Annotated in this window: 3 protein-coding genes; all 3 read left to right on the top strand. The window is 70.6% G+C overall.

Annotation, left to right across the window (positions count from 1 at the left end):
• Positions 1 to 79: 79 nt before the first annotated feature.
• Complete coding sequence (locus tag ACZ7KI_RS01015) at positions 80 to 2,032, top strand: ABC transporter ATP-binding protein (protein ID WP_470271209.1); 1,953 nt, start codon at positions 80 to 82, stop codon at positions 2,030 to 2,032.
• 2 nt (positions 2,033 to 2,034) lie between these two features.
• Positions 2,035 to 11,478 carry an amino acid adenylation domain-containing protein gene (locus ACZ7KI_RS01010; RefSeq protein WP_470271208.1) on the top strand — a complete coding sequence of 3,148 codons (9,444 nt, stop codon included), beginning with the start codon at positions 2,035 to 2,037 and terminating at the stop codon, positions 11,476 to 11,478.
• Between the two features lie 258 nt (positions 11,479 to 11,736).
• Positions 11,737 to 23,937, top strand: a complete 12,201-nt coding sequence (locus tag ACZ7KI_RS01005; protein WP_470271207.1) for a non-ribosomal peptide synthetase — start codon at positions 11,737 to 11,739, stop codon at positions 23,935 to 23,937.
• Positions 23,938 to 23,944 lie beyond the last annotated feature (7 nt).

Here is a 23,944-nt window from a genome sequence, read left to right as displayed (position 1 = left end):
CGCTTGGACCCACTCGTGGACATCGACTCGATTAAGCACGATTGAGATCGCCGACTTGGCGTATGAGAGAGGTGACCGGATGGATGTGGTGTTGCGCTTCGGGGGGGTGGACAAGAGTGATGACGATCCCGATCCCTGGGTGACCAAGGTCAACAAGGGGACTGTGCGCCGCGTCCTCACCTACTTTCGCCCGCATATCGGCAAGGTGGCGCTTTTCGTTCTCGTCGCCGTGCTGGAGGCGCTTATCGTCGTCGCGACTCCGTTGCTGTTGAAGGAGCTCATCGACGGCGGCATCGTCAAGAACGATTCCGGGGTCGTGGTCCTGATGGCCTGCCTCACCGCCGGACTCGCCTTGGTGGCCGCGGTGCTGGCGCTGGTGTCCGGCTACATCTCCGGCAAGATCGGGGAGGGGATCACCTACGACCTCCGCGTTCAGGCACTCGACCACGTCCGGCAGCTGCCGATCGCGTTCTTCACCCGCACCCAGACCGGGGTGCTGGTCGGTCGGCTGCACACGGAACTGATCATGGCGCAGCAGCATTTCACCGGTCTGCTCATGGCGGCCACGGGTGTGGTCATGGTCGTGGTGGTGCTGGCCGAGCTGATCTACCTTTCGTGGCTCGTCGCCATCATCACGCTGGTGCTGATCCCGCTCTTCCTCGTGCCCTGGATCCGGGTGGGACGGGTGATCCAGCGGCGCAGCGTGGGGCTGATGGACGCGAACACCGGCCTCGGCGGACTTCTCCAGGAGCGGTTCAACGTCCAGGGCGCGATGCTCTCCAAGCTCTTCGGTCGCCCGGCCGAGGAGATGGCCGAGTACGAGGAGCGGTCCGGACGGATCCGCGACATCGGCGTGAGCCTTTCCGTCTGGGGCCGCACGGCCTTCGTCATGATGGCGCTGATGGCCTCGCTCGCCACCGCGCTCGTCTACGGGATCGGTGGCGAGCTCGTGCTCGCCGGGGCGTTCCAGCTCGGCACGCTGGTCGCCATCGCCACCCTGCTCTCGCGGCTGTTCGGGCCGATCACCCAGCTGTCCGGGATGCAGGAGCTCGCGCAGACCGTCGTGGTGAGCTTTTCCCGGGTCTTCGAGCTGCTTGATCTGAAGCCGCTGATCCGGGAACGCCCGGACGCGGTCGAGCTCGAGAAGGACGTGGCGCCGGACGTCGAATTCGAGAATGTGAAGTTCCGCTATCCCACCGCGGACGAGGTTTCGCTGGCGTCGCTGGAGCACCTGAAGGGCGAGCGGGAGCGCGGGGAGGTGGCGCCGGAGGTCCTTCGCGGCGTGAGTTTCCATGTGCGGGCCGGAACCCTCACCGCGCTCGTCGGCCCGTCCGGTGCGGGGAAGAGCACCATCACCCACCTGGTCTCCCGGCTGTACGACCCGAATTCCGGGACCGTGCGCGTCGGCGGACACGATCTGCGGGACGTCAGCTTCTCCTCGCTCCGCGAAACGGTCGGTGTGGTCAGTCAGGACGCCTACCTCTTCCACAACACGATCCGGGAGAACCTCCTCTACGCCCGGCCGACGGCCACCGAGGACGAGCTGATCGAGGCGTGCAAGGGGGCCCAGATCTGGGATCTGATCGAATCCCTCCCGCTGGGGTTGGACACCGTCACGGGTGACCGCGGCTACCGCATGTCGGGTGGGGAGAAGCAGCGACTGGCCATCGCCAGGCTGCTGCTGAAGGCGCCCACGATCGTCGTGCTCGACGAAGCCACCGCCCACCTGGACTCCGAGTCGGAGGCCGCCGTCCAGCGGGCGCTCAAGACCGCGCTGCGCAGCCGGACCTCGCTGGTGATCGCCCACCGGTTGTCCACGATCCGCGAGGCCGACCAGATCCTCGTGATCGACGGCGGCGGGGTCCGGGAGCGCGGCACGCACGACGAGCTGCTGGCCCAGGGCGGTCTCTACGCCGAGCTGTACCACACGCAGTTCGCCAACCCGGCAAATGACGCGCCCAAACCGGAAGTCGAAGAACCCGAGCTGGACGAGCCCGAGCCGGCGATCCAATACATGGGTTTCGGAGGATGACGATGAATTCCGCAGCGCGGACCACGCCGACGGTGCTGGATCTGTTCGCCTCGCACGTCGACCGGACACCCGACGCGGTGGCCGTGGCCGACAGCGATCGGGTCCTGACGTATCGGCAGCTCGACGAGCGCGCGGCCCGGCTCGCCGGGCGGTTGATCAACCGGGGCATCCGTCCCGGCGACCGCGTCGCGGTCATGATGGACCGTTCGGCCGACCTGGTGGCGGCGTTGCTCGCCGTGTGGAAGGCGGGGGCGGCGTATGTGCCGGTGGATGCCGCCTACCCCGCTCCGCGGGTGGAATTCATGGTGGCGGATTCGGCCGCCGCGCTGATGGTGTGCTCGGTCGCGGCGCGTGACGCCGTGCCGTCGGGGATCGAGTCGCTCGAGGCGGACGCCGCCGCGGACGACGAGATCCCCGACGTGGCCGCGGCCGCGGTGGGCCCGGGAGAGCTGGCGTTCGTGATGTACACGTCCGGCTCGACGGGCACGCCGAAGGGGGTGGCGATCTCCCAGGGCAGCGTCGCGGAATTGGTGCGAGACCCCGGTTGGGCGATGGAGTCCGGCGAAGCGGTGCTCATGCATTCACCGCACGCCTTCGACGCGTCCCTGCTCGAAATCTGGACGCCGCTGGCGTCGGGTGCCCGGGTGGTGATCGCCGAACCGGGTGCGGTGGACGCCCGGCGGCTGCGGGCCGCGGCGGCGGCCGGCGTGACGAGGGTGTACCTGACCGCGGGGAGTTTCCGCGCGGTGGCGGAGGAATCGCCGGAATCGTTCGCGGCGTTCCGTGAGGTGCTGACCGGTGGCGACGTGGTGCCCGTGCACGCGGTGGAGCGGATCCGGGAAGCCTGCCCCTTGGCACGGATCCGGCATATGTACGGCCCGACGGAAGCCACGATGTGCGCGACGTGGCTGTTGGTGGAGCCGGGTGACGAGCTGGGGCCGGTGCTGCCGATCGGACATCCGCTGGCGGGCCGCCGGGTCCAGGTGCTCGACGAGTCGCTGCGGCCTGTCGAGCCCGGTGTCGTCGGTGACCTGTACCTCTCCGGGAGTCTGGCGGAGGGCTACTTCGGCCGGGCGGGACTGACGGCGGAGCGGTTCGTGGCGGATCCCGCCGCGCCAGGACAGCGGATGTACTGGACCGGGGACCTCGCCCAGTGGACCGCGGACGGTGAGCTGCTGTTCGCGGGCCGGGCCGACAACCAAGTGAAGATCCGCGGGTTCCGGATCGAGCCCGGCGAGATCGAGGCCGCGCTGATCGCGCAGCCGGACGTGCAAGACGCCTTCGTGGCGGCGATCGACGGACGGCTCGTCGGCTACGTGGTGGCCGACGGGGCGGTGGACACCCTTCTCGTTCGCGAGCGGCTCGGGGCGGTACTGCCGGCGTATCTGGTTCCGGTCGCCGTCCTCGCGCTGGACGCGCTTCCGTTGACCCGTAACGGAAAGGTGGACAGGGCGGCGCTGCCCGTGCCCGGGTTCGAGGCGAGCACCACGAGCCGCGAACCGGTGACCGAGGAAGAGCGCGTCCTTTGTGGACTGTTCGCCGAGGTGCTGCGGCTCGACCGTGCCGGTGTCGACGACGGCTTCTTCGAGCTGGGCGGCGATTCGATCTTCGCGATGCGCCTGGCGGCACGGGCGGCCAAGGCGGGCTTGCTGGTGACACCCGTCCAGATCTTCGAGGAGAAGACCCCCGCCCGGCTGGCGGCCGTGGCGCGCCCGGTACCGGCCGAGCGGCCTGTCGACGGCCCCCTCATCGAGCTGACCCAGGCGGAGGAGGCGGAGCTGGCGATCGCCGCTCCGGCCGCCGACGAGATCTGGCCGCTGGCGCCGTTGCAGGAGGGCCTGCTCTTCGAATCGATCCTCGACGACCAAGGGCCGGACATCTACCAGGTTCAGGTGATCCTGGAGCTGAACGGACCGCTGAACGAGGCCCGGCTGCGGGCCGCGTGGGAAGCGGTCGTCCGTCGGCACGCCGAACTTCGGCTGACCTTCCACCGGCTCGAATCGGGCAAGACCGTGCAGGCCGTCCACGGCGACTTCACCCTGCCGTGGCGGTCGGTGGACCTGAGCGGGGCCGACGACGTCGACGCCGCCGTCGAGGCCTTGGCCGGTCAGGAACAGGAGAAGCGGTTCGACCTCGCCGCCGCGCCGCTGGTCCGGCTGGTGCTGGTCCGGACCGGCCAGGACCGGCACCGGCTGCTGTTCGTCATTCACCACATCCTGGTCGACGGCTGGTCGGTGGCGGTCATTCTCAACGAGGTGTCCGAGGCGTACGCCGCGGGCGGACAGCTGCCGGCATCGCGCGGCGGCGCCTCGTTCAAGGACTACCTGGCTTGGCTGGACCGGCAGGACAAGGACGCGGCACGCGCGGCCTGGCGCACGGAACTGTCCGGCCTCGACGAGCCCGCGCTGATCGCGACGGCGGCCGCCGCGACGGACTACGACTACCGCGCCACCCACCTGTCCCCGGCTCTGCACACCAGGTTGCTGGAGTTCTCCCGTGCGCACGGGCTGACGCCGAGCACGGTGGTGCACGCCGCGTGGGCGATGGTGCTGGCGCGGCTGACGCGGCGAACCGACGTGGTGTTCGGCACCATGGTCGCGACCCGGCCCGCGGAACTCGAAGGTATCGAGTCGATGCCGGGCCTGCTGATGAGCGCGGTGCCGGTCCGGGTGTCCTTGGACGGCGGGCAATCGGCCGTGGACCTGCTCACCGATCTGCACAGCCGTCAGACGGCGCTCAAACCGCATCAGCATCTGGGCCTGCCGGAGATCCAGAAGGCGGCCGGACCCGGCGCGACCTTCGACACGCTGCTGGTGGTCGAGAACTACCCGCGGGAGTACGCCGCCCAATGGACGCATCGGCGCACGATCGAGGGCACCCACTATCCGTTGACCCTCGGCATCACCCCGGGGGACCGGTTCAGGATTCAGCTCGGCTACTGGCAGGGGCAGGCCCCGGAGGTCGTCGCCGAGTCGCTGCTGGACTGGTTCGTCGGCGCGATCGACGCGCTGGTCGCCGACCCGGCGGGCCTGGTGGGGCGGATCGGGATCGGCACCGCCGAGAAGCGCCGCTGGGAACCGCCGTTGGTGGCGGGCGAGCCGCTGCCGACTTTGGTGGGCCGGATCGCGGCGCGGCTGCCGGACAACGTGGCGCTGGTGGACAGCGAAGGCGAGCTGTCCTACGCGGAGCTGTGGGAGCGGTCGCTGAAGTTCGCGGCCGTGTTGCGGGACCACGGTGTCGGGTCCGAATGCCGGGTCGGCCTGGTGGTCGGCCGATCGTCCTGGTGGACGGTGGGCATGCTGGGTGTGTTGCTGGCAGGCGGCACGTTCGTGCCGGTGGACCCGGCCTATCCGGACGAGCGCAAGGAATGGATCTTCCGCAGCGCGGATCCGATGCTGGTGGTGTGCGCCGAGGCGACGCGCGGAACGGTGCCCGCGGAGTTCGCGGACCGGCTGCTGGTGATCGACGAGGTGGATCTCTCGGCGGGCTCGGACGCGGAGCTGCCGCAGGTGGATCCGCGTAGTGCCGCGTACGTGATCTACACGTCGGGGTCGACGGGAACTCCGAAGGGGGTCGTCGTCACCCATACCGGACTGGGGAATCTGGCGCTGGCGCATATCGACCGGTTCGGGGTGACGCCGTCGTCGCGTGTTCTGCAGTTCGCGGCGCTCGGCTTCGACACCATCGTTTCCGAGGTCATGATGGCGCTGTTGTCCGGGGCGACGCTGGTCGTGCCGCCGGAGGAGGACCTGCCGCCGCGGGCGACGTTCACCGACGTACTGGAGAAATGGCGCATCACGCAGGTGAAGGCGCCGCCGTCGGTGCTGGGCACGGCCGAGACCTTGCCGGAAACGGTGCAGACGGTGGTGGCGGCGGGAGAACTCTGCCCGCCGGGTCTGGTGGACCGGTTGTCCGCGGACCGGCGGATGATCAATGCCTACGGGCCGACCGAAACCACGATCTGCGCGACGATGAGCATGCCGTTGTCGCCCGGTCAGCACCCGATCCCGTTCGGCGGCCCGGTCCCCGGCGTACGCGGATATCTGCTGGACTCGTTCCTGCGTCCGTTGCCGCCGGGTGTCACCGGTGAGCTGTATCTGTCCGGGATCGGGGTGGCCCGCGGCTATCTGGGCCGTCCGGCGCTGACGGCCGAGCGGTTCGTCGCCGATCCGTTCGTTCCCGGTGAGCGGATGTACCGGACCGGGGATCTGGCGTACTGGACCGACCAGGGTGAGCTGGTGTCCGCGGGACGCGCCGACGACCAGGTCAAGATCCGCGGGTTCCGGGTGGAACCGCGCGAGATCGAGTTCGCCTTGTCCGGCTACCCGCGCGTCACCCAGGCCGCGGTGACCGTCCGCGACGATCGCCTGGTCGCCTATGTGACCCCGGGCGACATCGACACGCAGGCGGTGCGGTCGCAGCTCGCGTCCCGGATGCCGCAGTACATGGTGCCCGCGGCGGTGGTGGCGCTGGACGCCCTGCCGCTGACGGCGCACGGGAAGATCGATCGGCGCGCACTGCCCGACCCCGATTTCACCACCGGGCCGGCCGCCAGGGAGCCCGCCACCGAGACCGAGCGGGTGTTGTGCGAGTTGTTCGCCGGCGTGCTCGGCCTGGACCGGGTCGGGGTGGACGACAGTTTCTTCGAGCTGGGCGGGGATTCCATCCTCTCGATGCAGTTGGCGGCACGGGCGCGGCGGTCCGGGCTGACGTTCACCGCGGCGGATGTCTTCGACGGGAAGACCCCTGAGCGGATCGCGCGGCTGGCGGAGGAGTCGGCGCCGCCGGAGCACGGTCGTTCGACGACGCCCGACGGCGCCGGTGAGGTCGAGTGGACGCCGGTGATGCGGATGCTGGGTGACGGCGTCACGGGTCGGGGATTCGCGCAGTGGACGACGGTCGGCGCGCCCGCGGATCTGACGGAACAGGCGCTGGCGGCGGGATTCGCGGCCGTGGTGGACACGCACGACATGATGCGGGCGCGGGTCGTCGATGACGAGAGCGGCCGCCGCTTGGTGGTGGGTGAGCGCGGGTCGCTGGACGCGGCGCGCTCGGTCACCCGCGTGAGCGTCGACGGTCGCTCGCCGGACGAGGTCGCGGAGGAAGCGGCCCGAGCGGCCGTGAGCCGCTTGGATCCGTCGGCCGGGGTGATGGCGCAGGCGGTGTGGGTGGACGCCGGACCGGATCGGGTCGGCCGCCTGGTGGTCGTGGCGCATCACTTGTCGGTCGACGGCGTGTCCTGGCGGGTTCTGCTGTCGGATCTGCAGCTGGCCTGCGAGGCGGCGGCCGCGGGACGGAAGCCCGCACTGGAGCCGGTCGGCCTCTCGTTCAAACAATGGGCGAACCGGCTGAAGGAGTGGGCGCTCTCCACGGAACGGGTCGCCGAACTGGCCGCGTGGAAGGCGATTCTCGGTTCGGAGGAGCGGACCGCGAGCCAGGCCGCGGAAGGTGCGGTGCGCTCCCGGTCGTGGGTGGTGCCGAACGCGCAGACCTCGACGTTGGTGGGGCGGGCTCCCGTGGTGTTCCACTGCGGGGTGCACGAGGTGCTGCTCGCCGGGCTGGCCGGAGCGGTGGCGCGCTGGCGCGGCGAGGACGCCGTGCTGGTGGAGGTGGAAAGCCACGGCCGTCATCCGGTCGACGGAGCGGATCTGTCCCGGACGGTTGGCTGGTTCACCAGCGCGCATCCGGTCCGGCTCGAGGTGACGGGGGCCGATCTGGCGGACGCGCTCGCCGGGGGTCCGGCGGCCGGGCGGCTGCTGAAGGTGGTCAAGGAGCAGTCGCGGGCTGTGCCCGGCGACGGGCTCGGTTACGGCTTGCTGCGCTATCTCAACGACGCGACGGGGCGGGTGCTGGCGGAATCGCCGTCGCCGCGAATCGGGTTCAACTACATGGGCAGGGTCGCCACCGGGGAGAAGAGCGGTGTGCGGGCGTGGCAGCCGGTCGGCGATATCGGCAGTTCGCTGGAACCCGGAATGGGCCTGCCGCACGCGATCGAGGTCAACGCGTTCGTCCAGGATCTGCCTGGCGGTCCCGAACTGACGTTCCTGCTGGAATGGCAGGACGGCCTGCTCGACGAGGCCGAGGTCGAACGGCTGGGCAAGGGCTTGCTGGACATGCTGTCCGGGTTGGCCCGGCAGGTGGACGATCCCGCCGCGGGCGGGCACACCGCGTCCGACTTCGCCCTCGTCGACCTGGATCAGGGCGAGATCGAGGCCCTCGAAGCGGAATACGCGGACGCCGGTGGGGTCGCCGACCTGCTCCCGCTTTCGCCGTTGCAGCACGGGCTGGCCTTCCACGCGGGTTACGCCGGCGGGGTCGACGTCTACACCGCGCAGGCGGTGTTGGAGCTGACCGGTCCGCTGGATCTGGGGCTGCTGCGGAAGTCGGTGCGCGGGCTGCTGGATCGGCATCCGAATCTGCGCGCCGGTTTCCGGCACGCCGCCGACGGGGCCGCCTATCAGGTGATCCCCGGTGCCGTGGAGGTGCCGGTGACCCTGGTCGACGTGACCGGGTCGGCGGATCCGGTCGCCGAGGCGGCGGCGGTGGCCGCGGCCGAAAGGGCGAAGCCGTTCGAGCTGGCCGAGCCCCCGCTGCTGCGGATCACGGTGATCGCGCTGGGCGAGGACGACCACCGGCTGGTGCTGACCAACCATCACATCCTGCTCGACGGCTGGTCGACGCCACTGCTGTTGGACGAGCTGTTCACGCTCTACCGCCACGAGGCGGTTCCGGCCGCGCTGGCGCCGGTCACCCCGTACCGGGATTACCTGGCCTGGGTGCGGGAAAGTGACCAGAAGGCGTCGACCGCCGCATGGCGTGACGCCTTGGCGGGCTTGCCCGAACCGACCCTGGTCGCGGAGGACCGGCCGGTACCGGTCCAGCTGCCAGGACAGCTGTGGGCGGCGCTGGACGAGACGTTCGCCGAGGCGCTGGCGGCGCGGGCCCGCGAGTGCGGGGCCACCGTCAGCACGATGCTGCAGGCGGTGTGGGGCATGGTGCTTGCGGCGCTCACCGGCCGCGACGACGTGGTGTTCGGTTCGGTGGTGTCCGGGCGACCGGCCGAGCTGCCCGGCATCGAGACCATGGTCGGCTTGTTCATCAACACCGTCCCGGTCCGGGTCCGGATGCGGCCGCAGTACACCTTCGCCGAACTGGTGCGGCGGATGCAGGACGAACAGGTCGCGTTGCTGGCGCATCACCACGTCGGGCTCGCCGACATCCAGCAGGCAGCCGGGCTGGGCCGGTTGTTCGACACCCTCGTCGTCTACGAGAACTACCCGAGGCCCGCCGAAACCGCCGACACGGAACCGGATCGGTTGCGGGTGGGGGATTTGTCCGCCGCCGATGCCACCCACTACCCGCTGGCGCTCGCGGTCGTGCCCGGCACCGAGCTCCGGCTGCGGCTGGAGCACCAGCCCGCGCTGTTCAGCACCGAGCAGGCCACTGCCGTGCTGGAGCGGTTCACCCACGTGCTCGAAGCCGTCGTCGCCGATCCGCGACAGCCGCTGTCGGCGGTGCCGATCCTCACCGAGTCCGAACGGCGGCAGCTGCGAGCGCGCAACGAGACCGCGGTGGAGGTGCCGGACCGGACGCTGCCGGAGTTGTTCGCCGCGCAGGTCGCCGCCACCCCGGACGCGACCGCGGTGACCTTCGAGGACCGGTCGCTGTCCTACGCCGAACTCGACGCCCGCTCCGATCGGCTCGCGCGCCGGCTCATCGATCGAGGTGTGGGGGCCGAGGACCTGGTCGCGGTCATGCTGCCCCGGTCGCTGGAACTGGTCATCGCGCTGCTGGCGGTCACCAAGACCGGCGGTGCCTGGTTGCCGATCGATCCGGTCTATCCGGCCGACCGCGTCACCTACATGCTCGACGACGCCGAACCGGCACTGGTGATCACCACCGGGGCGCTTTCGGCGACCCCGGCCGGTGCGGTACTGGCCACCCGGTCGACGACGATGGTGATCGACGATCCCGAAGTCGTGGGCGAACCGGCCGGTCCGGACCGGGCGCCGGTCACCGACGCCGACCGCCTTCGACCGCTGGATCCGCGCGACCCGGCCTATCTCATCTACACCTCGGGTTCCACCGGTCAGCCCAAGGCCGTCGTCGTCACCCATCGGAACCTGGCGAACTACCTGTTCCATTGTGGACGGAAGTATCCCGGGCTGCGGGGACGATCGCTGATGCATTCGTCGATCGCCTTCGATTTGACGGTGACCGCGGTGCTCACTCCGCTCACCGTGGGCGGCACGGTTCAGGTCGGCGCACTGGAAGACCTGATCGGCACGGTGGAAAGCGCCCCGTCGCTGTTCCTCAAGGCCACGCCGAGCCATCTGAAGACGTTGGACACCGGTACCCGCGAAATCGCCGTGCCTGGCGACCTTCTGCTCGGCGGCGAACAGTTGCCCGTCGACACGATCGCCCAGTGGCGCAGGGCCTACCCGAATACCGTGGTGGTCAACGAATACGGGCCGACCGAGACGACGGTCGGCTGTGTCGAATACCGGCTCGAACCCGGCCAGCCGGCGCCGTCCGGTGACGTGGTGCCGATCGGCACTCCCATGACGAACGCGCGGGCGTTCGTGCTGGACTCGTGGCTGCGGCCGGTGCCGCCGGGCGCGATCGGCGAACTGTACGTGGCAGGCGCCGGAGTCGCCCGGGGATACCTCGGGCGGGCGGGATTGACCGCGACACGGTTCGTCGCCGATCCGTTCGGTTCCGGTGAGCGGATGTACCGGACCGGGGACCTGGTGCGGTGGAATCCGGACGGGGAACTGGTGTTCGCCGGCCGGGTCGACGACCAGGTGAAGATCCGGGGATACCGGATCGAGCCGGGAGAGATCGAAGCGGCACTGGTGGCGCAGGATTCCGTCGGCCAGGCGGTGGTCGTGGCCCGTGACGGTGCTTCCGGCAAACGGCTGATCGGATACGTGACGGCCGCCGGGGAGACCGGAGTGGACGAAGCCGCGGTGCTCGACGGCGTCGCGGCCCGGTTGCCGCAGTACATGGTGCCGGTGGCGGTGGTGGTGCTCGAAGCACTGCCGTTGACGGCGAACGGGAAGGTGGACCGGGACGCGCTGCCGGATCCCGACTTCAACGGCCGCGCTTCGGGCCGGGAGCCGGTCACGGAGGCGGAGCGGTTGCTGTGCGCGCTCTTCGCCGAGGTGCTCGGCCTGGAGCGGGCCGGTGCGGACGACAGTTTCTTCGAGCTGGGCGGGGATTCGATCCTTTCGATGCAACTGGCGGCGCGGGCCCACCGCGCGGGAATGGCCTTCGGCGCGCGCGAGGTGTTCGAGCAGCGGACACCCGCGGCGATCGCGGCGATCGTGGAGCGAGCGGCGAGTGTTCCCGTCGCGGCGGAATTCGCCGCTTCCGATGTCGCCCTTCTGGAACTGAATCAAGACGAGATCGACGAATTCGAAGCCGAATTCGAAAGCGGCCGTTGACCGAGCCGGTGTCGACGGCTGCTCATGCCGCGGACGGGTAAGGCAAGGAGGCCTTCACGGACTTCCTGAAGCTTTGCCCTGCCCCGGGAATGACGCGGCTGGACATGTTGTCCGGTAAGGCCGGGCAGGTGGATGATCCTGCTGCGGGGGATATTTCGCATACGACGTCGCCCTCCTCGGTCCGGTTCGATATCGGATCGAGGAATTCAAGCTGAGTTCGACGAACTTCAGGCCCTTTGCTGATCGAGGGAGACATTGATGAACCAGTCGCGGATTGAGGAAATCTGGCCGCTGTCGCCTTTGCAGGCCGGGTTGCTCTTCCACGCGGTTTACGACGGCGAAGGGCCCGACGTCTACATAGGTCATTGGATCCTGGACCTGGACGGCCCGGTGGACGCGCCGAGGCTGCGCGCGGCGTGGGAGACGCTGCTGGCCCGGCATGCCCCGCTTCGGGCTTGCTTTCGGCAGCGCAAATCGGGCGAGACGGTGCAGATCATCGCCAGGCAGGTGGACCTGCCGTGGCGGGAGGTCGACCTTTCCCACCTCGATGACCCCGAAGAGGTCGTGCGGGCATTGGCCGAGCAGGACCGGACGACGAGGTTCGACCTCGCGCAGGCGCCGTTGCTGCGGTTGACCTTCATCCGGCTCGGCGACCGCACCTATCGCCTGGTGGTGACCTGCCACCACACGATCATGGACGGCTGGTCGCTGCCCATTCTGCTGGACGAGATGTCGAGGCTGTACGCGGCGGACGGCGGACCGCTGGAGCTGCCGGAAGTGACGTCGTACCGCGACTATCTCGCGTGGCTGGGCCGTCAGGACAAAGCGAAGTCGCTCTCCGCGTGGACGGAACGGCTGCGCGGTGTCGACGAGCCGACTTTGGTGGTGCCCGCCGATCCGGGGCGAGCGCCGGTGGAGCCGGAGAGCGTCGAGATCGAGCTGCCGGCGCACCTCACGCGATCGCTGGGCGAGCTGGCCCGCGGCCACGGGTTGACGCTGAACACGGTGGTGCAGGGCGCGTGGGCGCTGGTGCTGGCGCAGCTGGCCTCCCGCACGGACGTGGTGTTCGGGGCGGCGGTATCGGCACGCCCGCCGGATCTGCCGGGCGTCGAGGGGATGGTGGGGCTGTTCCTCAACACCGTTCCCGTGCGCGTGCGGTTGAGCGGCTCGACTCCGGTCGTCGAGTTGCTGACGGAGTTGCAGAGGCGGCAGTCGGCGCTCATTCCCGACCAGTACGTCGGGTTGGCGGACATCCAGCAGGCGGCAGGCCCCGGCGCCGTCTTCGACACGTTGATCGTCTTCGAGAAATTCCACCATGATTCCGGCGAATTGGGCTCCGCGGAGACTTTCGGCGTCCAGGTCCATCAGGGCCGGGTCGCCGCCCATTATCCGCTGACGCTGGTCGCCGTCCCCGGCGAGACGATGTACTTCAAGCTCGACTATCTGACCGATCTCTTCGACACCGACACCGCCCGCGCCATCGTCGAGCGATTCACCGGGGTGCTGCGTCAGCTGGCGGACGCGGGCGACCTCACGGTGGCCGGCATCGAGGTGGCGAGCGCGGCCGAGCGTGCCTTGGTGGTCGATGCCTGGGGTGTGTCTTCGCAAGCGCCGCCGAGCCGGTCGGCGCTGGAGCTGTTCGGTGCTCAGGTCGAGAACCGCCGCGACGAGGTGGCGGTCGTCGACGGCGATCGGACGCTGTCGTACGGAGAACTCGCCGAGCGCGCGGAGCGGCTCGCCGGTTACCTGACCGACAAGGGAGTCCGGCGCGGGGACCGGGTGGCCGTGGTGCTCGACCGGTCACCCGACCTGATCGCGACCTTGCTCGCGGTGTGGAAGGCGGGCGCGGCGTACGTGCCGGTGGATCCCGCCTACCCGGTGGAACGCGTGCAGTTCATGCTGGCGGATTCCGGGCCGTCGGCGGTGGTGTGCACGCAGACCTACCGGGACGTCGTGCTGGACGTCGGCCTCGATCCGATCGTCCTGGACGATCCCCGGACGCGGAAGGCGGTGGCGGAGTCGCCGCGCCGGTCGGCGGGCACGAGCCCGGACGACCTCGCCTACGTGATGTACACGTCGGGTTCGACGGGGACGCCGAAGGGTGTCGCCGTGTCGCACGGCAACGTCGCGGCGCTGACGGGGGAGCCCGGATGGCGAGTGGGCCCCGACGACGCCGTGCTGCTGCACGCCTCGCACGCGTTCGACATTTCGCTGTTCGAGCTGTGGGTCCCGCTGCTGTCGGGCGCACGGCTGGTGCTGGCCGGACCGGGTGCGGTGGACGGCGCGGCGCTGGCGGCCTACGTGGCGGGTGGCGTCACGGCCGCGCACTTGACCGCGGGCGCCTTCCGTGTGCTGGCCGAGGAGTCGCCGGAGTCGGTCGCCGGTCTGCGCGAGGTGCTGACCGGTGGCGACGCGGTGCCGCTGGCGGCGGTGGAGCGCGTGCGGCGGACGTGTCCGGCCGTGCGGGTGCGGCATCTCTACGGCCCCACGGAGGCCACGCTCTGCGCGACATGGTGGCTGCTCGAACCCGGCGATCGGACGGGCTCGGTGCTGCCGATCGGGCGACCGCTCGCGGGGCGGCGCGTCTACGTCCTCGACGCCTTCCTGCGGCCCGTGCCGCCTGGGGTGCCCGGTGAGCTGTACGCCGCCGGAGCCGGTGTGGCGCGAGGATATCTGGATCGTCCGGCGCTGACGGCCGAGCGGTTCGTCGCCGACCCGTTCGTGCCGTCCGGGAGGATGTACCGGACCGGGGACCGGGCGTACTGGACGGATCAGGGGACGCTGGCCTTCGCCGGACGGGCCGACGACCAGGTGAAGATCCGCGGCTACCGGGTCGAGCCCGGCGAGATCGAGGTGGCCCTCGCGGGCCTGCCGGGGGTCGGTCAGGCCGTGGTACTCGCCAGGGAAGAACACCTGATCGGCTATGTGGTCGCCGAAGCGGGCCGGGAGGTCGACTCGGCGTCGCTGCGCGAACAGCTCGCCGAGACGCTGCCCGAATTCATGGTTCCGGCCGTGGTGCTGGTGCTGGCCGAGTTGCCGTTGACGGTCAACGGAAAGGTGGACCGGCGGGCACTGCCCGAACCGGACTTCGCCGCGAAGGCGGCGGGCCGGGAGCCGACCACCGAGGCCGAGCGAATCCTTTGTGGAGTGTTCGCCGAGGTGCTCGGCCTCGACCGGGTCGGGATCGAGGACGGTTTCTTCGAGCTGGGCGGCGACTCGATTTCGTCGATGCAGGTCGCCGCTCGTGCGCGTCGCGAAGGGATTTCCCTTACCCCGCGGCAGGTTTTCGAGCACCGGACCCCTGAACGCCTCGCCGCTTTGGCGCAAGAGGCCGCTACGGCGCCCCGCGCCGAGGTCGTCTCCGGCGTGGGAGAGATCCCGTGGACGCCGGTGATGCGCGCCCTCGGGGACGACGCGATGCGCCCCGGTTTCGCGCAGGTGAGAGTCGTCGTCACCCCGGCGGGGTTGAACCTGGACGCGTTGGTGACCGCGCTGCGAGCGGTGCTGGACACGCATGACCTGCTGCGGGCCCGGGTCGAGCGCGACGGTCGGCTGATCGTGCCCGAGCGCGGTGCGGTGGACGCGGCCGGACTGGTGACGCGGGTGGCCGCCGGGACAGGCGCGCTCGACGAGCTCGCCGAGCGCGAGGTCAGGACGGCGACGGGCACGCTGAATCCGTCGGCGGGAGTCATGGCGCGGGTCGTGTGGATCGACGCCGGGGACGCCGAGCCGGGCAGGTTGGCCTTCGTGGCGCATCACCTGGCGGTCGACGCGGTCTCGTGGGGGATCCTGCTGCCGGATCTGCGGGCGGCGTACGACGAGGTGGTCTCCGGCGGGACCCCTGCCCTCGAACCCCCGGCGACGTCGTACCGGCAGTGGGCGCGCCGGCTGACCGAGCGGGCGCTCAGCGAGCGCACGGTGGCCGAACTCGACGACTGGATCGCTGTCCTGGACGGCGCGGACCCGGCGCTGGAGCCGGACACCGGACGGCACACCGGGCAGTCGCACTCGTGGTCCACGAGGCTCTCCGGCACCGAGGTGCGCAACCTGGTGACCCATCTGCCGGGAGCGTTCCACTGCGGGATCCAGGACGTCCTGCTGGCTGGTCTCGCGGGGGCGGTGGCGCGCGTGCGCGGTAACGGCGCCGGGCTGCTCGTGGACGTGGAAGGCCATGGCCGGGAAGCCGCCGACGGCGAGGATCTGTTGCGCACCGTCGGCTGGTTCACCAGCGTTCACCCGGTCCGGCTCGACCTGTCCGATGTGGACCTCGCAGTCGCCGGGCGGTTGCTGAAGACGGTGAAGGAACAGATCCGCGCCGTCCCCGGCGACGGATCCGGCTACGGGTTGTTGCGCCATCTCAACCCCGAGACCGCGGCGCGGCTGGCCGGGTTGCCGTCTTCGCGGATCGGGTTCAACTATCTCGGCCGGACCGTGCTCGCCCCCAAGGACACCGCGTGGCAGCCCGTCGGCGAAGGGCCGCTCGGTGGCGGTCCGGACATGGTCCTCGCGCACGCCGTCGAGGTCAGCGCGGAACTTCAGGACACCCCGGCCGGACCCCGGCTGGGGCTGGCCATCGACACGCGGGATTCCGATCTCGCCACGGTGAAGCGGCTCGGCGAGGCCTGGCTGGAGATGCTGACCGGTCTCGCGACCCTTGCCGAGGATCCTGACGCGGGCGGCCACACGCCGTCGGACTTCGACCTCGTCGAGCTGACGCGGCCGGACGTGGCGGAGCTGGAAGCCGCGGCACCGGGGCTGACGGACATCTGGCCGCTGTCGCCGCTGCAGGAAGGCATGCTCTTCGAACGGGCCTTCGACGCCGAAGGGGTCGATGTCTATCAGAGCCAGCGAATCCTGGACCTCGACGGGCCGCTCGACGCGCCACGGCTGCGCGCGGCCTGGAACCAGGTGGTCGCTCGTCACGCCACGCTCCGGACCGGCTTTCATCAGCTGGCATCCGGGGAAACGGTGCAGGTCGTCGTCGGCGAGGTGGACATCCCTTGGCGGATGGCGGATCTGTCGCATCTCGACGAGACGGCCGCGGCCGCCGAGGTCGAACGGCTGCTCGCGGAGGACCAGGCTCAGCGGTTCGACGTGACCAAGGCGCCGCTGCTGCGGCTGCTGCTGATCAGGCTCGCCGCGGACCGGCACCGGTTCGTGCTCACGTCGCACCACGTCGTACTGGACGGCTGGTCGACGCCGCTCGTGCTGGGTGAGGTGTCGATCGCCTACGCGGGTGGGCAGCTCCCGTCGACGGCACCGTCCTATAAGGACTATCTGGCGTGGCTGGGCGGTCAGGACGGGGAGGCGACCCGGTCGGCGTGGCTGGCCGAACTCGACGGCGCGACCGAACCGTCCCTTGTGGACGCTGACGCCGGCAAGACGATGGTGATGCCCGGCGAGCACGCCGAATGGCTCTCCGAGGAGACGACGCGGGCGCTCACCGAGCTCGCCCGTGGGCACGGTTTGACGTCGAGCACGATCCTGCAGGCCGCGTGGGCGTTGGTGCTGGCGCGGCTGACCGGCCGGACGGACGTGGTGTTCGGGTCGGTGGTGTCCGGACGGCCGGCGGAGGTGCCGGACGTCGAGCGGATGGTGGGGATGTTCATCAACACCGTCCCGGTCCGCGTGCGGCTCGACGGCGGCCGTCCGGTGCTGGAGCTGTTCCAGGACCTGCAGGGCCGCCAGTCGGCGCTGACCGAGCACCAGTACGTGGGGCTGCCGGAGATCCAGAAGGTGGCGGGATCCGGCGCGGTCTTCGACACCATGGTGATGATCGAGAACTACCCGCATACGGCCGACGGTCTCGGCGACGACGGTGGTGTCGTGATCAGCTCGGTCGTCACCCGGACCGGTACCAGCTATCCGCTGACCATGAACGTCAGCCTCGGGAACCGCTTGCGGATCAACGTTTCCTACCGGCCCGACCGGATCGGTGGCGAAACGGCCGCCGAGGTCGCCAGGCAGGTCGTCCGTGTCCTGGAACAGGTCGTGGCACGGCCTTCGCTGCCGGTCGGCCGCCTCGGCGTGACGAGCGAACCGGCGCGCGCGTCGGTGGTGGAACGCTGGAACTCGACGGGTGAAGCGGCCGACACGACGTCGGTGCTGGAGCTGTTCCGGCGGCAGGTCGGCGCCTCGCCGGACGCGATCGCGGTCGTGGACGGCGAACGCACCCTGTCCTACACCGGTCTCGACCGCGCTTCCGACCGGCTGGCCGGGTATCTGGCCGCCGTCGGTGTGCGGCGCGGTGACCGCGTCGGCGTGGTGATGGACCGCGGCGCGGACCTTCTCGTCGCCCTGCTCGCGGTCTGGAAGGCGGGCGCCGCGCAGGTCCCGGTGAACGTGGGCTACCCCGCGGACCGGATCGAGCGGATGCTGGCCGACGCCGGGGTGTCGGTCGCGGTCTGCCTCGAAGCGAACCGCAAGGCGGTGCCGGACGGGGTCGAGCCGGTGGTCGCGGACCTGTTGGCGACGGACGGCGTGCGGCACGAGGTACCGCCGGTGACGGTCGGCGCGCAGGACGTCGCCTACGTGATGTACACGTCGGGATCGACCGGGGTGCCGAAGGGTGTCGCGGTGCCGCACGGAAGTGTGGCGGCACTGGCGAGCGACCCTGGCTGGTCGCAGGGTCCCGGTGATCACGTACTGCTGCACGCGTCGCACGCTTTCGACGCGTCGCTGGTCGAGATCTGGGTGCCGCTGGTCAGCGGGGCCCGCGTGGTGGTCGCCGAACCGGGCACGGTCGACGCGGAGCGGCTCCGCGACGCGATCTCCCGCGGTGTGACGACCGTGCACCTCACGGCGGGCGCTTTCCGTGCGGTGGCCGAAGAAGCGCCGGAATCCTTCCGCGGGCTGCGGGAGATCCTGACCGGTGGGGACGCGGTACCGCTCGCCTCCGTCGAACGGATGCGCCGGGCTTGCCCGGACGTGCGGTTCCGTCAGCTCTACGGCCCGACCGAAGGCACCCTCTGCGTCACTTGGCTCGTCCTCGAACCAGGGGCCGAAACGGGCGAGACGTTGCCGATCGGCAGGCCGTTGGCGGGCAGGCAGGTCTACGTGCTCGACGCGTTCCTGCAGCCGCTGGCCCCGAACGTGACCGGCGAGCTCTACATCGCCGGCGCCGGACTGGCGCACGGCTACCTCGGCAACACCGCGTCGACCTCGGAGCGCTTCGTCGCCAATCCGTTCGGTCCGGGAAGGCTGTACCGGACCGGTGACCTGGCGCGCTGGACGGAGGAAGGTGAACTGCTCTTCGGCGGGCGTGCCGACTCCCAGGTGAAGATCCGTGGCTACCGCGTCGAACCCGGTGAGATCGAGGCGGCGCTGACCGAGGTCCCCGACGTCGCGCAGGCGATCGTGGTGGCGCGGGAGGAACGTCCCGGCGAAAAGCGCCTGATCGCGTACGTGACCGCGGAACCGGGGCGGGAACTGGAATCCGACGCGGTCCGCGCGCATCTCGCGGCCCGGCTGCCGGAGTTCATGGTGCCGTCGGTGGTGCTGGTACTGGACGGTTTCCCGTTGACGCTCAACGGGAAGATCGACCGCGCGGCCCTGCCCGCCCCGGAGTTCACCGCGAAGGCGGCCGGTCGCGAACCGCGCACGGAGACCGAACGACTGCTGTGCGCTCTGTTCGCCGAGATCCTCGGGCTGGACCGGGTCGGCGCGGACGACGGTTTCTTCGAGCTGGGCGGGGACTCGATCCTCTCGATGCGGCTGGCCGCCCGCGCACGTCGCGAAAACCTCGTCTTCGGGGCGAAGCAGGTCTTCGACCAGAAGACCCCCGCGGGGATCGCGGCGGTCGCCGAACACGGCGGACGGACCCGGACCGAGGACGGCGAGGGCGTCGGTGAGGTCCCGTTGACGCCGGTCGTGCGGGCACTGCTCGAACGCGACCCGCTCGGGCTGACCCGCGGTGGCATGGCGCAATGGGTGATCGTGGACGTGCCCGGCGACCTTTCCGTGTCCGCGCTGGCGGCCGGATTGGGCGCGGTGATCGACACGCACGACCTGCTGCGGAGCCGGATCGTCGAGACCGAAGGCGACCTGCCCCGGCTGGTCGTGGCCGAGCGGGGAACGGTCGACGCGGCGACGCTGGTCGAACGGGCCGACGCCGCCGACCTCGACGTCGCCGGCATCGACGAGATCGCGAGTGACGCGGCGGCACGCCTGGATCCCGTCGGGGGCGTGCTGGTCCGGGCGGTCCTGGTGGACGCCGGACCGGGTCGCCCCGGACGGCTCGTGGTGGCCGCGCACCACCTCGTGGTCGACGTCGTGTCGTGGCGGACCCTGCTGCCGGACCTGCAGGCGGCCTGTGAGGCCGCGAGCGCGGGCACACAAGCGCGGCTCGACCCACCGGACGTCTCGTTCCGGCGCTGGTCGCGCACCCTGACCGCCGAGGCGGCGAACCGGACCGCGGAACTGACGACGTGGACGGAGATCCTTGCCGGGGCGCAATCACGGCTGGGCGAGCTCGATCCCCGGCGCGACACCGTGTCGACCGCGGGACGCAGGTCCTGGACCTTGCCGCGGGAACACGCGGGCGCACTCGTGGAGAAGGTCACCTCGGCCTTCCACTGTGGTGTCCACGAGGTACTGCTGGCCACGTTGGCAGGCGCGGTGGCCGGGTGGCGTGGTGGCACCTCCATCGTGGTCGACGTCGAAGGTCACGGCCGCCGTCCGATCGGTGACATGGACCTGTCACGGACGCTCGGGTGGTTCACCGATGTCCATCCGCTCCGGTTGGACGTTTCCGGGATCGACCCGGCCGAAGCGATCGCGGGCGGCGCCGCGGCCGGTCGTCTGCTGAAGCAGGTCAAGGAGAACGTGCGAGCCGTGCCCGACGGTGGGCTCGGTTACGGCATGCTGCGCTACCTCAACGCCGAGACGGCGCCGGTCCTCGCGGCGCTGCCGAAGGCGGAGATCGGGTTCAACTACCTCGGCCGCTTCTCGTCGCGGTCCGACGGTGCCCCGCGGCCTTGGCGGATAACGGGAATCGTCGGCGACGCGGCGGAGCAGGACACCCCGTTGCGGCACGCCGTGGAGATCGACGCGGTCGTTGCGGACACGGCGGACGGACCCGAGTTCACCCTGACCCTCACCTGGGCGGGGCGGATTCTCGGCGACGCCGAGGCGGAGTCGCTCGCGCGGACCTGGCTGGACATGCTGGCCGGTCTCGCCGTGCACGGCGACGACGTCGGCGCCGGGGGACACACGCCCTCCGACTTCCCGCTCACCACGCTGACGCAGCGAGAGGTGGCGCAGGTCGAAGCGGCCGCGCCGGACCTGCTCGACATCTGGCCGCTCTCACCGCTGCAGGAAGGCTTGCTGTTCCACGCCACCGACGACGGTGGACCGGACGTCTACGCGAGCATGCGGACCCTCGCCCTCGACGGTCCGCTGGACGTCGCCCGCTTCCGCGCGTCGTGGCAGGCCCTGCTCGACCGGCACGCCGCCCTGCGGGCGAGTTTCCATCAGCTCCCCTCCGGTACGGCCGTGCAGGCGATCGCCCGCGAGGTGACGCTGCCCTGGTCGGAGACCGACCTGTCGCATCTGCCGGAGGACGAGGCGCTGGCGGAATTCGACCGGCTCGCGGCCGCGCAGCACGCCGAACGGCTGGACCTGGCCAAGGCGCCGCTGCTGCGGCTGCATCTGGTGCGCCTCGGCGAACGACGGCATCGCCTGGTCTTCACGTCGCATCACATCGTGGTCGACGGCTGGTCCCTGCCGCTCGTCGCCACCGACGTGCTGGCGGCGTACGAAGCGGGTGGTGACGCCGACGCGCTGCCTGCCGCGGCGTCCTATCGCGACTATCTGGCCTGGATCGCGCGCCAGGACAAGACGGCCGCACTGGAGGCTTGGCGGACCGAACTCGCGGGTCTCGACGAGGCGACGCACGTCGTGCCGCCGGAGTCGATCCTCACGCCCCTGCAGCCCGAACGGGTCAGGTTCGAGCTCGGCGAGGAGCCGAGCAGGCGACTGGCGGAGTTCAGCCGCCGTCACGGTGTCACGCCGAACACGCTCTTCCAGGGGATCTGGGCATTGCACCTGGCTCGGTTGACCGGACGCTTGGACGTCGTCTTCGGCGCCGCGGTCGCCGGGCGTCCGCCCGAGATCCTCGGCGTCGAGTCCTCGGTCGGCCTGTTCATGAACATGCTGCCGGTCCGTGCCCGCCTCGACGGCGGCGAGCCGTTCGTCGACATGGTGAAGGGCCTGCAGGAACGGCAGGTCGCGTTGCTGCCGCATCAGCACGTCGGGCAGAGCGAGATCACCAAGTTCGCCGGCCGTGGCGCGGCGTTCGACACGATCGTGGTGTTCGAGAACTACCCGCCACCGCCGCCCCGGTTCGACGGCCCCGACGCGCTCGTCATGAGCCCCGCGGGCAATTCGGACGACGACGGGCACTATCCGCTGTCCCTGCGCGCGTCCGTGGCGGGTGGACCCGTCCGCGGTGAACTCATCTACCGGCCGGACGTGGTCGACCGGACCGGAGCCGAGGAAATGGCCGCGGCGCTCGTCCGCGCGCTCGAACAGGTGCTGGCGCGACCGTCGACGCCGGTGGGGCAGATCGGCCTGATCGGGCCGGAGCAGCGCCGTCTCGTGGTGGACGAGTGGAACCGGACCGACGCGCCGCTCACGGAGAAGACGCTGCCGGCGTTGCTCCGCGAGCAGGCGGAGCGGACACCGGACGCGGTCGCCGTCGAGGACGCGGCACGAAGCCTGACGTACCGAGAATTGCTCGGCGAAGCGGAGGCGCTCGCGTTGCTGCTCGCCGGAGCGGGCGTACGGCGGGAAGCCCGGGTGGGAGTGCTGGTCGAGCGTTCGGTCGACCTCGCGGTGACCCTGCTGGGGGTCACGTTCGCCGGCGGCGCGTTCGTCCCGGTCGATCCGGACTATCCGCGTGACCGCGTCGAGTTCATGCTGGCGAACTCGGCACCCGGGGTTTTGGTGTGCACGAAGGCGACCCGATCGATCATACCCGCGGAGTTCGCGGGCACGGTGCTGGTGCTGGAGGAGCTGCCCGCCACCGCTCCGGTCGCCGAATTGCCTTTGGTGGCACCGGAAGAAGCGGCGTACGTGATCTACACGTCCGGGTCGACGGGGGTGCCGAAGGGCGTCCTGGTCACCCACTCCGGACTCGTCAACCTCGGGTACGCGCACATCGAGCGGATGGCCGTGACGTCGTCCTCGCGGATCCTGCAGTTGTCCGCGATCGGTTTCGACGCCATGGTCTCCGAGCTCTACATGTCCCTGCTGGCCGGCGCGACCCTGGTCCTGCCGGACGCGGCGAGCATGCCGCCCCGGCTGACGCTGGGCGACGCGATCCGGCAGGCGGGCATCACGCATCTGACGGTGTCGCCGAGTGTGCTGGCGAGCGAGGACGACCTGCCGGACACCCTGCGGACCGTGCTCACGGGCGGCGAGGCGCTCCCGGCCGCGCTGGTGGACCGCTGGTCGCCGGGCCGCCGGGTGATCCAGGCCTACGGCCCGACCGAGACGACCATCTGCTCGACGATGAGCGCGCCGTTGTCCCCGGGACACGACGTGGTCCCGCTCGGCGGGCCGATCCACAACGTGCGGCACTACGTGCTCGACGCCTTCCTGCGGCCGGTGCCGCCCGGCGTGGTCGGCGAGCTCTACATCACGGGTGTCGGACTGGCCCGCGGCTACCTCGGCCGCCCCGGCCTGACCGCGGAACGGTTCGTCGCCAGCCCGTTCGCCCCCGGTGAGCGGATGTACCGCTCCGGCGACCTGTTCCGCTGGACCAGGGAAGGCCAGCTGATCTTCGCGGGCCGCGTCGACGCGCAGGTCAAGGTGCGCGGCTACCGCGTCGAGCCCGCCGAGATCGAGGCCGTGCTCGCGGAACATCCGTGGGTCGGCCAGGTGGCGGTCTCCGTCCGCCGGGACGGGCCGGGCGACAAGCGGCTGGTGGCCTACGTCGTGCCGTCGGCGGACGCCGTCGCCGAGAACGGCACGCTGGCCGCCGCGCTGCGGGAACTGGCCGCCGAACGGCTGCCGGACTACATGATGCCCGCGGCGTTCGTGTCGCTGGAGAAGATGCCGCTCACCCCGAACGGCAAGCTCGACCATCGGGCGCTGCAGGCCCCCGACTTCGCCGCGATGTCCTCGAATCGTGCCCCGCGCACGCCCGTGGAAGCGAAGTTGTGCGACCTGTTCGCTGAGGTGCTCGGCCTCGCCAAGGTGGGGCCGGACGACAGCTTCTTCGAACTCGGCGGTGACTCGATCACCTCGATGCAGGTGTCGGTCCGGGCTCGCGCACTCGGGCTGCGGCTGACCCCACGGCAGGTCTTCGACGAGAAGACGCCGGAACGACTGGCGGCGATCGCCGAGGAACTTCCGGCCGAGGAAGAGACCGCCGCGCCGCCGGAACCCGCCGGGGACCCGCTCGTCGCCCTTTCCCCTGACCAGATGGACCTACTCGAGGCCGGGTTGGCCGAATGACCACCAC

This window comes from Amycolatopsis sp. NPDC039088 (assembly GCF_055598845.1).
Note: the sequence above shows the minus strand (reverse complement) of the source record. Positions and strands in the feature narration are given on the sequence as shown.

Bases quoted from the DNA above. Each gene is read 5' to 3' on its own strand.
- ACZ7KI_RS01015 (WP_470271209.1), top strand. From the start codon at position 80: ATGGATGTGGTGTTGCGCTTCGGGGGGGTGGACAAGAGTGATGACGAT.
- ACZ7KI_RS01005 (WP_470271207.1), top strand. From the start codon at position 11,737: ATGAACCAGTCGCGGATTGAGGAAATCTGGCCGCTGTCGCCTTTGCAG.
- ACZ7KI_RS01010 (WP_470271208.1), top strand. From the start codon at position 2,035: ATGAATTCCGCAGCGCGGACCACGCCGACGGTGCTGGATCTGTTCGCC.